Raw genomic sequence first — 13629 nt, forward strand, 5'->3', positions numbered from 1 at the left:
CGAACGAATTAAGGCTTAGTTTTACAATGAAAGTATATATAGATAGAACAACCGATATTTATTACGCCTCCTTTTATATCGAAGGGCTAAAATCTGTTTTTGGTGAAAGAAATGTACGGTTTTCAAATAAGTATTTTGATGCCTTTAAACATAATAATAACTATTTTGCATTTGTTTTAAAAGATGAAAAGGGGTTAAGAAAGATAATTATTGATTTTGGTGATTCAGAAAAAATATTTGATACTCCGTTGCAGTGGTCAGATGCCTATTTTAAAATTAATTTAGCCTTTGATGAAGAAAATCGATCGAATAAAATTGTTTCCATAGGGCCTAGTTTTGGTACTAAAATTTACGGGTTATTTAAAACTCTTTGGTTTGCCTCAATTAATTTAGTGTTTGCAAATAAAAGAATACATAATAAAAGAAAGTTTTTGTCAGATTATAAAGCCCAATTTAATAGGAAAGTATTAAGAGATTATTATCCTTCCAAAAGGGAACGTAAATACGTTTATTTTGTGGCTTCGTTATGGAAAAAAGAAGGACGTACAAATTTATTTAGGTCTAATTTTATTAAAGCGTGTTTAGAAAACGAAGATGTAAATTTTGAAGGAGGGTTTGCTCCAAGAACAAAAAAAGATATCACCGGTTTTGAGTCTTTAACAATGTCTAAAAGGGATGATTTTAGTGCCTTTGTTAGTAAAACAAAAAAGAGTAACGTCGTTTTTAATACGCCAGCAGTATTAAGTTGTCATGGGTGGAAATTGGCTGAGTTTTTATGTTTTGGCAAAGCCATTATATCTACTCCAATTTCTAGACAGTTACCTGAAGAATTAGAAGATCATGTACATGTCATGATTACTAATGGAACTCAAGATGATATATCCAATGTTTTAAATGATATGTTAAATAATGAAGGTAAATTGCAATGTCTAGAAGTAAACTCCCGCAATTATTTTGATAAACACCTAGCGCCTGAAGCCGTAATAAATAAGATACTGAAACAGTAGATTTTACAGAATATATATGCGTTTTTTAATAATTACCCATGTCTTACACGAACCCCATGCCCAACAATGGTATGCTTATGCACCCTATGTGCGTGAGATGAATTTGTGGTTAAAATATGTAGATGAGGTTGAAATTGTAGCTCCGTTAATGGATACACCAATTTCAGAAATAGATATAGGCTATCAGCATAACAAGATTAAGTTCACAGAAATACCAGCCATTGCTTTTATCAATTTTAACAATGGTTTAAAATCATTATTAGCTATACCGTTTATTTTTTTTAGATTATTTCGAGCGTGTAAACGTGCAGATCATATCCATTTAAGATGCCCTGGAAACATTGGACTATTAGGCTGTTTCGTCCAAATATGTTTTCCGAAGAAAATAAAAACAGCAAAATACGCAGGCAATTGGGATCCTAATGCTAAACAACCTTTGAGTTATAAATTCCAAAAATGGATTTTAAGCAATACTGTTTTAACTAAAAACATGACGGTTTTAGCCTATGGCAATTGGCCAAATCAAACTAAAAATATAAAGCCTTTTTTTACGGCAAGTTTTAAAAATGAAGATCGGGAAGCAATACTAGAAAGAGATTATTTTAAAACATTGAAGTTTGTTTTTGTAGGAAGTTTAGTGAGCGGGAAACGGCCATTGTTAGCCATTAAAATTGTAGAAGCTTTAAAGAATAAAGGATATACGGTAAAGTTAGACCTCTATGGTGATGGTGTTTTAAAAGAAGAATTAAGGCAATATATTTCAAGTCATAATTTATCGGAAAATATACGTTTACACGGAAATAAAACAAGTGAAACAATTGTAAAAGCTCTAAAACAATCTCATTTTTTGATATTAGCATCGAAATCGGAAGGGTGGCCGAAGGCTGTTGCCGAAGCTATGTTTTTTGGAACCATACCTATTGCAACTGCAGTGTCTTGCGTACCGAGTATGTTAGGTAATGGCAGTCGTGGAATTCTAGTAGAGCCCGATGTATCAAAAGCAGTTTCTCATATTATTGAAGTCTTAAGTAAAGAAGATTTAAATAAGATGGCTAAATTAGCATCTGATTGGTCGCAAACCTTCACACTAGATTATTTTGAATCGGAAATTAAAAAACTACTCATGGCATAATGCGTGTACTTCAACTCATAGATAGTCTGGACGCCGGAGGAGCAGAGCGCATTGCTGTTAATTTTGCTAATGCATTAACAACTGAGGTTGAAGTGTCTTTTCTATGTGCCACCAGAAAAGAAGGAATATTAAAGGCATCCATAAATAGTGACGTTGGGTATTGTTTTTTAAATAAGAAATCAACATTAGATATTCGAGCTATAAAGCGTTTAAGAGGCTTTATTAGTCAAAATGAAATAAGCATTATTCATGCGCATGCATCATCTTTTTTTATCGCAACTATCATTAAAATTTTAAAACCTAAATTAAAATTAGTTTGGCACGACCATTATGGTAAAAGTGATTTTCTTGAAGAAAGACCAAAAAGTGTTTTGAAATTTTGTTCTCGATTTTTTAATCATATATTCTGCGTAAATTCAAAACTTAAAAGTTGGGTTAAAAACGAGTTAAATACTGATTCTGTGAGCTTCTTGTTTAACTTTGCAGTACGGGATGATGTTGCACAAACTACAGTTCTGAAAGGTGAAAAAGGAAAACGCATAGTGTGTTTAGCTAATTTAAGACCACAAAAAGATCATCTAAACTTATTAAAAGCTTTTAAAAGGGTAACGGAAGTTTATCCAGATTGGAGTTTGCATTTGGTTGGTAAAGATTTTAAAGACGATTATGCTCGGCGTATTTTTCAATGGATAGAAAAAGAAAATTTAGTGCATCGAGTGTATTTCTGTGGAAGCTGTTCTGATATTTCATCTATATTGAAACAAAGTGATATTGGAGTGCTAGCATCGAAATCAGAAGGATTACCTTTAGCTATACTAGAATACGGCTTAGCTAGTTTACCAGTTGTAACGACCAATGTTGGTGATTGTAAAAAAGTAATTGAAAACGAAAATTTAGGATATTTAGTTTTACCTGAAAATGTAGACGCTTTATATAGTGCTTTTTTGTGTTTGATAGAAAAGCCAAACGAAGGGAAAATAAACATGGGAAATGCATTAAATAACCATGTAGAATTACATTTTTCGAAAAAAAAGACAATAGCAAATATTTTAGCAGTGTACAAAAGTATTGAGCGTAATAAATGAAAAACACATATATTAAAATATTAAGCTTACACGTACTGTTTGGAGTTGTGGTATACTATTCTCGCGGATTTGGGAATTTGTACTTTTTTGCAATTCTGGCTTTCTTTTTTATTAAAATAATCAATGCGCCAAAAAAAGGGAAGTCTGTCGAAATTATAAAAGCTTGTGCTTACCTTTTAGGGGTTGAGGTTGTGCTTAGAATGTCTGGAGGAATTATATTCTATGAAGCGATTAAATATGTAATACTATTATTTGCCGTTTTAGGGCTTTTCTATAATGGATTTAATAAAAAGGCCACAATGTACTTTGTTTATGTTTTACTACTTATACCAAGTGTTTATTTGTCGTTGGCCTTATTAGATGTAGACGATAATATAAGAAAAGCTATAGCATTCAACTTAAGTGGGCCTGTTTGTTTAGGGGTAACGGCCTTATTTTGTTATGGAGTTAAGGTTACTAAATCGCAATTAGAATCTATAATAAATCATATGGTCTACCCTTTGGTAAGTACTGTTGTTTATATCTTTTTATACAACCCTAATGTGGCCGATGTTGCTACAGGTACGGGGTCTAATTTTGCGTCGTCTGGAGGATTTGGGCCTAATCAGGTATCTACAGTGTTAGGCTTAGGTATGTTTTTACTCACGGTGCGATATTTTTATTTTAGTAAAATAAAATGGCTTAAATATTTAGATTTAATTTTAGTAGTACTTTTTGCATTCCGGGCCATTGTAACCTTTAGTCGAGGAGGGGTTTTTACGGCACTTATTATGATAGTGGCTTTTATTTTTTTTCAGTTCAGAAGTATGGATAAACGAGAGAAAACTAAAATGGCTATCTCTGTTGGGGTACTATTGGTGGTCGCTTTAGGAACTTGGGTATTATCTTCAGTTCAAACTAACGGTTTTATAGATAAGCGCTATGCTAATGAAAACGCTATGGGAATAGAAAAGGATGATGTTACAACAGGTCGGGGCGATCTCTTTTTGTTAGAATTTAATGAGTTTATGGAAAACCCCGGTTTAGGTGTTGGTGTTGGTCGAGTAAAAGATATTAGATTTCAAAAAACGGGAGTTCATGCGGCATCACATAACGAATTAAGCCGTATTATTGCTGAGCATGGGTTTTTAGGGGTTTTAGCTTTTTCAATCTTATTGTTGGTGCCATTATTCTTGAGATTGAAGGACAGAAGTAATGTATTGTTTTTTTCATTTTATTTCTTTTGGTTGCTTACCGTAAACCATTCAGCGATGCGAATTGCCGCACCAGCCTTTATTTATGCATTAAGTTTATTACACGTTGTAAATGAAAAAAATCCTGTACATAGGAAACAAGTTATCTCAAAAAGGTAAAACGGAAACCACTATTGATACGTTGGGTAAAGGGTTGAGAAACTTAGGTTTTGAAGTTGTTTTTGCCTCGTCATATAGGCTGGTTTTTATGCGATTTTCCCACATGCTTTGGACGGTTTTCAAACACAGAAAATCTACAAATTATGTGTTAATAGATACTTATAGTACTTTGAATTTTTATTATGCCTATGCCATAAGCCAGCTTTGTAGAGTTTTTAAATTGAAATATATTCCTATTTTACATGGTGGCGAATTACCAAAAAGACTAGAAAATTCACCTAAACTATCTAAAGCTATTTTTAAGCATGCTTATAAAAACGTGGCGCCATCAGGTTATCTAAAATCAGAATTTGAAAATTATGGCTTTCGTAATATAGATTTTATTCCTAATTCTATTCCTTTAGAAGATTATATTTTTCAGCCTAAAACATATCAAACGGTAAAGTTATTATGGGTGCGTTCATTTTCAGAATTATATAATCCTACATTAGCAATACGGGTTTTAAAAGCTTTAAAAGATGAAAATATAGACGCAAAACTCTGTATGATAGGACCCAAAAATGACGGCAGTTTATTGGCGTGTAAACAGCTTGCTGAAAAATTAAATGTAGATGTAGAGTTTACAGGAAAACTCTCGAAACAAGAATGGCATAAAAAAGCAGAAGCTTTCAATGTTTTTGTAAACACCACAACTATTGATAATGCTCCCGTTAGTGTTATTGAGGCTATGGCTTTAGGTTTGCTCGTGGTTTCTACAAATGTAGGGGGCATGCCTTTTTTAATTGAAGATAATATCGATGGCTTGTTAGTACCTTCCAATGATTTAGAAGCTTTTGTTGATGCTATAAAAGGCATAATGAAAAACTCAGAAAAAAATGGTGATATCGTAAATTCAGCAAGAAAAAAGGTTGAAAATTACGATTGGGAAAAGGTTAAACAAGAATGGTGTAATCTATTACGTTAAAGGAAGGCGAAACGGTTTACTTTTTTATCTTTACGGGGATAAAACTTTTTTAGATCAATGTTTAATAAAAGTATACATTTCGATATATCCGAACGTAAAGTGCTCCTGCGTCTTTTCGATATTCTTTCTGTTTTATTAGTGCTACATGGTGTTAGTAACCTTTTTCATTTCAACTATTTTATTATTGATAAAGAAAACTGGACATGGGTGTTTGTATTTGTTCTGTACCTTTCTGTCTTCGGAACCATTTTTGAACTTTACGATTTACAGAAATCAAGTAAGATTGAAAAAACGTTTACAAACATTGTACTTACGGTATCTGTTACAGTATTGTTTTATTTTTTAACCCCATTTTTCACACCCGTTTTACCCGATAATCGGTTACAGATTTTATATTTTTATTGTTCGATTCTTGTAGCGTTATTTTTATGGCGTTGGATGTATATTACTTTTATTACCTCTCCGAGATTTTATAAAAAAGCCTTAATTGTTGGCGAGACGTCTAATATTGAATCTATAGTTTCAACTTTTAAGGATGCCGATCCTAATTATAAAATCGTAGGTTTTATTAATTGTGAAACAAAAACAGACGATGACGTCAAATTTAGAGGTATTCCTGAATATAGTCCCAGTGCTATTTATGACGTTGTTGAAAGAGAAAATATTTCAGAGATTATTATAGCAAGTTACGATTCATCAGCGATTACTCCTGGAATTTATCACGATCTAATTACTTTATTAGAAGCTGGTCTTCCTATTAGAGAATACACGCAAACCTATGAGGAAATGGTACAGCGAGTTCCTGTTCAGTTCGTGGGAAAAGACTTTTATAAGTATTTTCCATTTAGTAGAAACAATCAAAATAAGTTATATCTATTCTTCCGAAGAATGTTTGATATTTTACTTTCCATAGTAGGCGTTTTTTGTGGAACTTTATTGATACCGTTTATCTTTATTGGGAATCTATGCGCAAACCGAGGTGCTTTATTTTATAGTCAAGAACGAATTGGAAAAAATGGAAAACCTTTTCAAATTTTAAAATTCCGTACCATGATCGAAAATGCTGAAGCAAACGGTGCGGTGTGGGCACAAAAAAATGATACTAGAATTACCTTTTTTGGTAAATTTTTAAGACATTCCAGGTTGGACGAACTGCCACAATTTATAAATATTTTAAAAGGGGATATGAGTTTAATTGGCCCGAGACCAGAACGCCCACGTTTTGTAAAAGAGCTTTCTCAAGTATTACCATTTTATGAAACACGCCATATTGTAAAACCAGGACTCACCGGTTGGGCACAAGTAAAAACACGATACGGAAGCTCGGTAGACGATAGTTTGCTCAAGCTACAATACGATTTGTATTACATTAAGCACCGTAGTTTTTTCTTAGATTTTAATATCATGGTAAAAACAGTGAGTACCATCATTTTCTTCAGAGGACAATAGTGTTTTAATGTTTTATAAGAAGAAATATCAGGCTGTAAACCAAACAGTTTTTAATTCCTATTAAAGTATTTTATTAAGAATATATAGCGAATAGCTAACGCGATTAATAACGGAATTAATCCAATGGCAAATACCTGAACGCCAATAACCCAATGCATAGTTAACAAGCAAAGGGCAATTACTAAAAACTTTAGGTATTTTGTAAACCAAAGCGCAGGTTCTTTTTTGAAAGTCTGACCAATAACGAAAATATTAAGCGCAAAAGCCCATAGTAAATTATAATTTTGATGTGTGCCTGTATGGTCTGTGGCAAACCAAAGCAATAAAATACCAATGCCAATAAGTCCCGTAAGGGCAAATAAAGTCGTGTCTAACCAGTTACTTCGTCTATTATTTTTATGATCTTTAAAGGTGATGAAAATAATAAATGCCCCAATGATGCCCAATATGCATAACGGACTTGTTACAAACGAGCTTGATATATAAGTGTCTTTTTGGTTGAATAACAAGTGGCTTTGAGAGACCAAAGGTTTGTCGCTATTACCAATGGTAGCAACTTCAAAAAAGCGGTAGATATTTTCGGGTAAAAACATGTGTTCTTCGGGTGTGGCTTGCCTATCAATTACCGATCCTAAAGCAACATCTATTCCTAAACTGCCCCAAGAATTTTTGTTTAAATTATTATGTATTAAAGTCCTGAAACTAGCGTTTTCAAAATCGGCTGGATTTTCAAAATGGATTGAATTGTTAAGGGCAATATTGGTAACGTCCTTTATTTTTGTGGCACAATTATCAAAAAAGAATTCATATAAATAACCACGATTCTCCGGTTTGTAGTTGTTGACTAAATAGCCGTAAAGCGTTTGTTTTTCGGCTTGTGATAAATTTAAAACCTGTGCTTTTATACTTCTATTATAATAAATATAGTATTGATAAAACTTATTGAATTCCGTTTTGCTGATGAGGTAATTTAGTTTTCCTTGGGCGAATTTTAAATAAAAATTAGGGGCATTAAAATCGTATTCACCATAACCATAAACTACATCTAGTCCACGAGAAACATCTTTAATTCTAAAAGCGCTATGTCCAAAAGCATCGTTTAATGAGTTTCCAGGAGCTACTGTTAACACACTAATTTCAGCATTATTAGATAGTATGTTTTCTTGAGCAAGTAAACATCCAAAGGAAAACAAAAGAATAAAAAGTAAGTTTATTTTTTTCATGAATCTCGAAATATTATCTGAAGATACTTAAATCTATCTTTAAAGAAAAAACGTTAGAATATAAGGCAACACTTTGGTCGCCAATATCGGTAAATGCATAATCGACCTGAATGCCATTGTAATTGAAACCCACACCAAAACTAGGTTGAAAACTTAATTGTTCGGTGTTATCAATTTGTAATTCATTCTGGAAGTTACCCATTCCGGCACGTAAATACACCATGTCTATATAACCAAATTCGAAACCTAAAGCCGGATTTATACTCGCTACCGAAGTTGAAATAATATCATTGTTTTCGTTAAAACGGACATTTAAGTTTACGGCAGTAAGTAGGGTGTAATCGTAATTAAAATCGACGAGTTTAGAAACTCCTATTTGTAACTTCGGAATTGTAATTTCAGTGGTTTCTGGCAGTTCTTGATTTTGACCTTCGACAGCATTTTTTATACTTTCAAAAGCTTCTTCATCAATAGCCCAAGCATTAAAAGTGGTTGTGATATCGCGAGCCATAACTCCAAATTTCCATCGATTATCCGTTTCAAACTGTACGCCTAAATCGAATCCAAATCCCCAGGATGAAGCGAAATCTCCAATAACTCGTCGGATAACTTTAGCATTAATACCATAATTTAAGCCCTGCACTGGCAGTGCACGTGCATAAGAAAATGTAAGGCCATAATCGGCCGTCGAGAATAAACTTATCCGGTCGTAATTTATGTTGCCTTGTGCATCAATAAGTTGTGTTGTGTTTAAAATATCATCTACTGCAAAACGTATTAACGAGACTCCAAAAGCACTTCTATCATCTAAAGGTTTAGCAAAAGCCACATAATCGTAATTAGCAATACTTGCAAAATAACTTGAATGCATTAAGGCCAGCTGGCTATCTTCCAACTTTAAAAGTCCAGCCGGATTCCAGTACCCCGAATTCACATCAGCACTGTGAGACGTTACGGCATTACTCATTCCTAAAGCAGCAGCATCTACACCAATATTCATAAACTCATTAGAATATTTTCTAACCGTTTGGCTGAATACCGAAATAGATAGTACACAAAATAGTGTGGCAAGGTTAAGTTTCAATCGAAATTTTTTTACAAAGATGCACATAATACCTATTTAATCATAGAAATTCAATTTGAAACTTCAACTATACAAGTCCTAAAACCGTAATATTTAAGTAATAAACTTGAATTTGTAGTAGATATTGTTTTAGACGAAATTTGTTTGCTATTTTTACAACCTTAAACTGATAAGAATGAAAAAACATATACCTAATGCTATTACGCTTTTAAATTTATTTAGTGGCTGTATAGCAACCATTTTAGCTGTAAATGATAATTTTGTAGGAGCTGCTTTATTTGTGTTCTTGGGTATCTTTTTTGATTTTTTCGATGGGTTTGCAGCTCGCAAATTAAATGTGTCTAGTCCATTAGGGTTGCAATTAGATTCTCTAGCCGATATGGTTACTAGCGGTTTGGTGCCTGGTATCGTGATGTGTAAATTACTGGTATTGGCTACTGATGATGCGACACAATTTGCAGATACTTCGCATTGGCAAGAAACATCGTCTATGTTTTCTAATGCTATTTTTGGTTTGCCATTAATAGGGCTTTTAATCACTTTAGGATCGGCGTACAGGTTAGCGAAATTCAATATAGACGAAGAGCAACAAACTTTCTTTAAAGGCTTGCCAACACCTGCAAATGCTTTATTAATATTGTCGTTACCTTTAATTATGGAATTTCAGAATAGTGATCTCATAAATGCTATAATTTTGAATCCTTGGTTTTTAATAGTACTAACATTAGTAAGTTGTTACATTCTAAATGCCAACATAAAACTATTTGCTTTAAAATTTAAAAATTATAGTTTTGCCGATAACGTGATACGTTATGTTTTTATCATGTTATGCATTGTGCTTTTAATTGTTTTACAATTCGCTGCCATACCATTGGTTATACTACTTTACATTGGTATGTCTGTTTTAGATAATATGGTTTCCAAATAAAATAAATTACATATCATGGCTTCAGGATTTTTTGCATTATTAGATGATATTGCTGCACTTATGGACGATGTGGTGGTAATGAGTAAGATTACAACCAAAAAGACGGCAGGTATTTTAGGAGATGATTTAGCGGTTAATGCTGAAAAAGCTACGGGCTTTGTGTCGTCTCGAGAATTACCAGTTTTATGGGCCATAACTAAAGGTTCGTTTTTAAATAAACTCATTATTTTGCCCGTTGCGTTTTTATTAAGTTCTGTTTTACCTTGGGCAGTGACTTTAATTTTAATCTTAGGAGGTGTTTATTTGGCATACGAGGGTGTTGAAAAAATAGTAGAATATTTTTTACCACATAAAGTCGAAATTGAAGAGGTTAAAGCGTCAAAGCTTTCCGAGAAAGATGTTTTGTTACTAGAAAAGTCGAAGATTAAATCGGCTATTTTTACAGATTTTATTCTATCTATTGAAATTGTAATTATCGCCTTAGGAACGGTGCTTGGAAAGCCTATTTTATTTCAAGTGCTCGTTGTTTCTATTGTGGCTATTATTGCAACTATTGGTGTTTACGGTATCGTGGCGCTAATTGTAAGAATGGATGATATAGGATATAGTTTAATAAAAAAGAGTGAAAACGGTAAAGGATTTTTGGCGCGTATAGGTAATGTTTTGGTTAAGGCACTTCCTATTATTATCAAAAGTTTATCTGTTATTGGTACTATTGCGCTTATTTTGGTTGCAGGGGGAATATTTACGCACAATATTGAAGTTTTACATCATTTTTCAGAAACATTAGAATCCATTCCTGCATTTGTGAAAGATGCTATTGCAGGAATACTCGTGGGGTTAATCGCCGTTTTAATGGTAAAATTATTTGGTTTTATTTTTAAGTCTTTAAAAAAGTAAAATTATAAAATTGCATTTTTCACTTATTCGGAAGGTTTCTTTTTAGGACTTCGTTTGGCTTTTTTTAAGCTTTCGTTCAGCATCCATTCCAACTGCCCGTTGGTGCTACGGAATTCGTCCGCAGCCCATTTTTCAATAGCCTTTAGCATATCTTCATTAATACGTAATGCAAATGCTTTTTTTTTAGCCATATTGTTTTGTGTTAAAATATCTTGCAATAACCGCATTGGCATCATTTTTCTTCAAGGTGCCTATGAGTAATCTTTTATTGTTTTTAAGTGTAATCTGTATTCCTAAATCGCCACTTACATTTACGGCAGTACCGTTACTTTTTTTCCAAAATACGCCGCCTTTTAAACCCCAGCCACCATATTCTGAAAGGGCATCGTAGGTTCTAGTTTCTACATGCTTTATGTCGTGCCAATTTATGGTTTTCATTTTAAAATGAAAAGGAAAAAACTGATAGTGTATGCCAACCTCGTCAATTCTTGTTTTAAGTTTGAATAAAAATATTAGAGCACTACTTGCTACAATTATGGCAAGTGTAATTAAGTATTCTGATAAATTTGTTGAACCTTGCTCTATAAATTTATTGGTTGTAATTATAATACCAATTATAGCAGGCATGGTTATTAAAACAATGATGTAGAGTTGTGTAAAACGTTGTTCTTCTTTGAATACTCGCATGTTTTTATTGGTTTAAAGTCCCTGTGTTAAGCACAGGCGAAGCATCTTTATCGCCACAAAGTATCACCATAAGGTTACTTACCATAGCCGCTTTTCTATCTTCATCTAAGTCAACAATTTGCTTTTTACCTAATTCTTCAAGAGCCATTTCTACCATGCTCACGGCTCCTTCAACAATTTTATGTCTTGCCGCAACAATAGCTGTAGCTTGTTGGCGTTTTAGCATCGCGTTTGCAATTTCTTGGGCGTAGGCTAGGTAACCAATTCGGGCTTCCAGAACTTCGATGCCAGCAATAGATAAACGCTCTTCTATTTCTTTTTCTAAAGCCTCGCTAACTTCGTTAACACTAGAGCGTAGGGTGATGTCTTCGGTTAAACCTTCATCAGCAAAATTATCATAAGGATACATACTGGCTAGTTTTCTAACGGCAGCATCGGTTTGTACGCGAACAAAGTTTTCAAAATCATCAACCTCAAAAGCCGCTTTGTAGGTTTCTTTTACTCGCCAAACTAATATGGTGCTTATCATTATGGGGTTTCCTAGTTTATCGTTCACCTTTAAACGTTCGCTATCAAAGTTTCGAGCACGTAAGGATATCTTTTTCTTAGTGTAAAAGGGGAGAACCCAAAACAAACCATTCTTTTTCACTGTGCCCACATATTTTCCGAAAAGTAAAAGGATGCGTGAATTGTTGGGTTGCACCATAATAAACCCGGGAATTAAGAAAAACACTACCATTAATAGAGTAAGAAACGAAGGTTCTTTATTAGAAATAGCTAAAAAAATACTTCCTATAAGAATAAGTAATGTAAGTAGTAACATAAAATATCCGTTGGCCGGAACAATGATTTTTTCTTCTTTCATAATAAATTTAGTTAGATTAAAATGATATTATTTTGATATCATAAAGATATAAAATGTTTTTTGATTTTTTCAAAATATTTTCACTCTTGTTTTCAGTCGTGCTTGTCATATAAGGTGTTTAATAATTACACATGAAAAAAGCCTCTACAATTTCTTGCAGAGGCTTGGGTTTTATGATTATGTTGAGACTAAAAAATTACTCTCTAATTTTCTTTCTACGTAATTCGAAATTCTGACCTAAATACACCTTACGAACCATTTCGTCATTAGCGAGTTCTTCCGGTTCTCCAGCTTTTAGAATGCTACCTTCAAACATTAAATAGGTTCTATCGGTAATGGCAAGGGTTTCTTGTACGTTGTGGTCGGTGATTAATATCCCGATATTCTTTTTGGTAAGTTGTGCTACAATACGCTGTATATCTTCAACAGCCACGGGATCTACCCCAGCAAAAGGCTCATCGAGTAAAATAAAACTAGGATCGGTAGCTAAGGCTCGTGCAATTTCAGTTCTACGACGCTCTCCACCAGATAATAAATCGCCACGACTTTTTCTAATATGGCCTAAACCAAACTCTTCAATAAGCGATTCCATTTTGTGAAGTTGCTCTTTTTTACTCAGTTTAGTAAGTTGTAATACACTTAAAATATTATCTTCAATACTTAATTTTCTAAATACGGAAGCTTCTTGTGCTAAATACCCAATACCATTTTGTGCACGTTTGTACATGGGGTAATTGGTGATTTCTTTATTATCAAGAAAAATATGTCCACCATTAGGTTTAATAAGTCCAACAATCATGTAAAACGATGTGGTTTTTCCGGCACCGTTAGGGCCTAAAAGTCCAACAATTTCACCTTGATGTACCTCAAGAGAAATATCTTTTACAACTTTTCGTCCGCTGTAGGACTTCATTAAATTTTGGGCTTTTAAAATCATATCTTTATAATGAACG

Annotated in this window: 14 protein-coding genes; 8 read left to right on the forward strand and 6 right to left on the reverse strand. The window is 33.4% G+C overall.

The window, feature by feature from the left end:
- The first annotated feature begins 26 nt into the window (after nt 1-26).
- From QWY92_RS13975 to QWY92_RS14000, 6 genes are read left to right on the forward strand one after another with little or no spacing between them, the layout of a single operon-like run.
- Nucleotides 27-1007 carry a glycosyltransferase gene (locus QWY92_RS13975; RefSeq protein WP_290272314.1) on the forward strand — a complete coding sequence of 327 codons (981 nt, stop codon included), beginning with the start codon at nt 27-29 and terminating at the stop codon, nt 1005-1007.
- A 16-nt stretch (nt 1008-1023) separates the two neighbouring features.
- Complete coding sequence (locus QWY92_RS13980; RefSeq protein ID WP_290272315.1) at nt 1024-2139, forward strand: glycosyltransferase family 4 protein; 1116 nt, start codon at nt 1024-1026, stop codon at nt 2137-2139.
- Nucleotides 2139-3224, forward strand: a complete 1086-nt coding sequence (locus QWY92_RS13985) for a glycosyltransferase (protein WP_290272317.1) — start codon at nt 2139-2141, stop codon at nt 3222-3224. The genes QWY92_RS13980 and QWY92_RS13985 overlap by 1 nt, the downstream gene beginning before the upstream one ends.
- A complete protein-coding gene (locus tag QWY92_RS13990; protein WP_290272320.1) occupies nt 3221-4576 on the forward strand; it encodes an O-antigen ligase family protein in 1356 nt (451 codons plus the stop codon). The genes QWY92_RS13985 and QWY92_RS13990 overlap by 4 nt, the downstream gene beginning before the upstream one ends.
- Nucleotides 4530-5540 carry a glycosyltransferase family 4 protein gene (locus tag QWY92_RS13995; RefSeq protein ID WP_290272322.1) on the forward strand — a complete coding sequence of 337 codons (1011 nt, stop codon included), beginning with the start codon at nt 4530-4532 and terminating at the stop codon, nt 5538-5540. The genes QWY92_RS13990 and QWY92_RS13995 overlap by 47 nt, the downstream gene beginning before the upstream one ends.
- Before the next feature lie 57 nt (nt 5541-5597).
- Complete coding sequence (locus QWY92_RS14000) at nt 5598-6989, forward strand: sugar transferase (protein WP_290272324.1); 1392 nt, start codon at nt 5598-5600, stop codon at nt 6987-6989.
- 50 nt (nt 6990-7039) lie between these two features.
- Here QWY92_RS14000 and QWY92_RS14005 read toward each other — a convergent pair whose 3' ends face one another.
- Both QWY92_RS14005 and QWY92_RS14010 read right to left on the reverse strand, forming a co-directional pair.
- A complete protein-coding gene (locus QWY92_RS14005) occupies nt 7040-8212 on the reverse strand; it encodes a lipoprotein N-acyltransferase Lnb domain-containing protein (protein ID WP_290272326.1) in 1173 nt (390 codons plus the stop codon).
- 13 nt (nt 8213-8225) lie between these two features.
- Complete coding sequence (locus tag QWY92_RS14010) at nt 8226-9296, reverse strand: putative type IX sorting system protein PorV2 (protein WP_377879358.1); 1071 nt, start codon at nt 9294-9296, stop codon at nt 8226-8228.
- A gap of 175 nt (nt 9297-9471) precedes the next feature.
- Between QWY92_RS14010 and QWY92_RS14015 the strand changes: the two genes are divergently transcribed.
- Together QWY92_RS14015 and QWY92_RS14020 are read left to right on the forward strand one after the other, a co-directional pair.
- On the forward strand, nt 9472-10224 hold the full coding sequence (locus QWY92_RS14015) for a CDP-alcohol phosphatidyltransferase family protein (protein ID WP_290272328.1): 753 nt from the start codon (nt 9472-9474) through the stop codon (nt 10222-10224).
- Between the two features lie 15 nt (nt 10225-10239).
- Nucleotides 10240-11124, forward strand: coding sequence for a DUF808 domain-containing protein (locus QWY92_RS14020; RefSeq protein WP_290272331.1), 885 nt, complete (start codon nt 10240-10242; stop codon nt 11122-11124).
- A 23-nt stretch (nt 11125-11147) separates the two neighbouring features.
- On the opposite strand, the gene QWY92_RS14025 is transcribed toward QWY92_RS14020, so the two are convergent.
- The 4 genes from QWY92_RS14025 to lptB all read right to left on the reverse strand — a co-directional run bounded on the left by QWY92_RS14025 (nt 11148) and on the right by lptB (nt 13613).
- Nucleotides 11148-11315, reverse strand: a complete 168-nt coding sequence (locus QWY92_RS14025) for a type II toxin-antitoxin system antitoxin (RefSeq protein WP_290272333.1) — start codon at nt 11313-11315, stop codon at nt 11148-11150.
- Complete coding sequence (locus QWY92_RS14030; protein ID WP_290272335.1) at nt 11308-11811, reverse strand: hypothetical protein; 504 nt, start codon at nt 11809-11811, stop codon at nt 11308-11310. Before QWY92_RS14030 ends, QWY92_RS14025 begins: the two co-directional genes overlap by 8 nt.
- A 4-nt stretch (nt 11812-11815) precedes the next feature.
- The gene (locus QWY92_RS14035) at nt 11816-12676 is read right to left on the reverse strand and encodes an SPFH domain-containing protein (protein ID WP_290272337.1); all 861 of its coding nucleotides are present in this window, start codon (nt 12674-12676) and stop codon (nt 11816-11818) included.
- A gap of 196 nt (nt 12677-12872) precedes the next feature.
- Entirely contained in the window at nt 12873-13613 is a 741-nt protein-coding gene (gene lptB, locus QWY92_RS14040; RefSeq protein WP_290272339.1) for an LPS export ABC transporter ATP-binding protein, read from the reverse strand.
- Nucleotides 13614-13629: the final 16 nt, after the last annotated feature.

It is taken from the genome of Algibacter miyuki (assembly GCF_030409805.1).
GTDB classification, from domain to species: Bacteria; Bacteroidota; Bacteroidia; order Flavobacteriales; family Flavobacteriaceae; genus Algibacter; species Algibacter miyuki.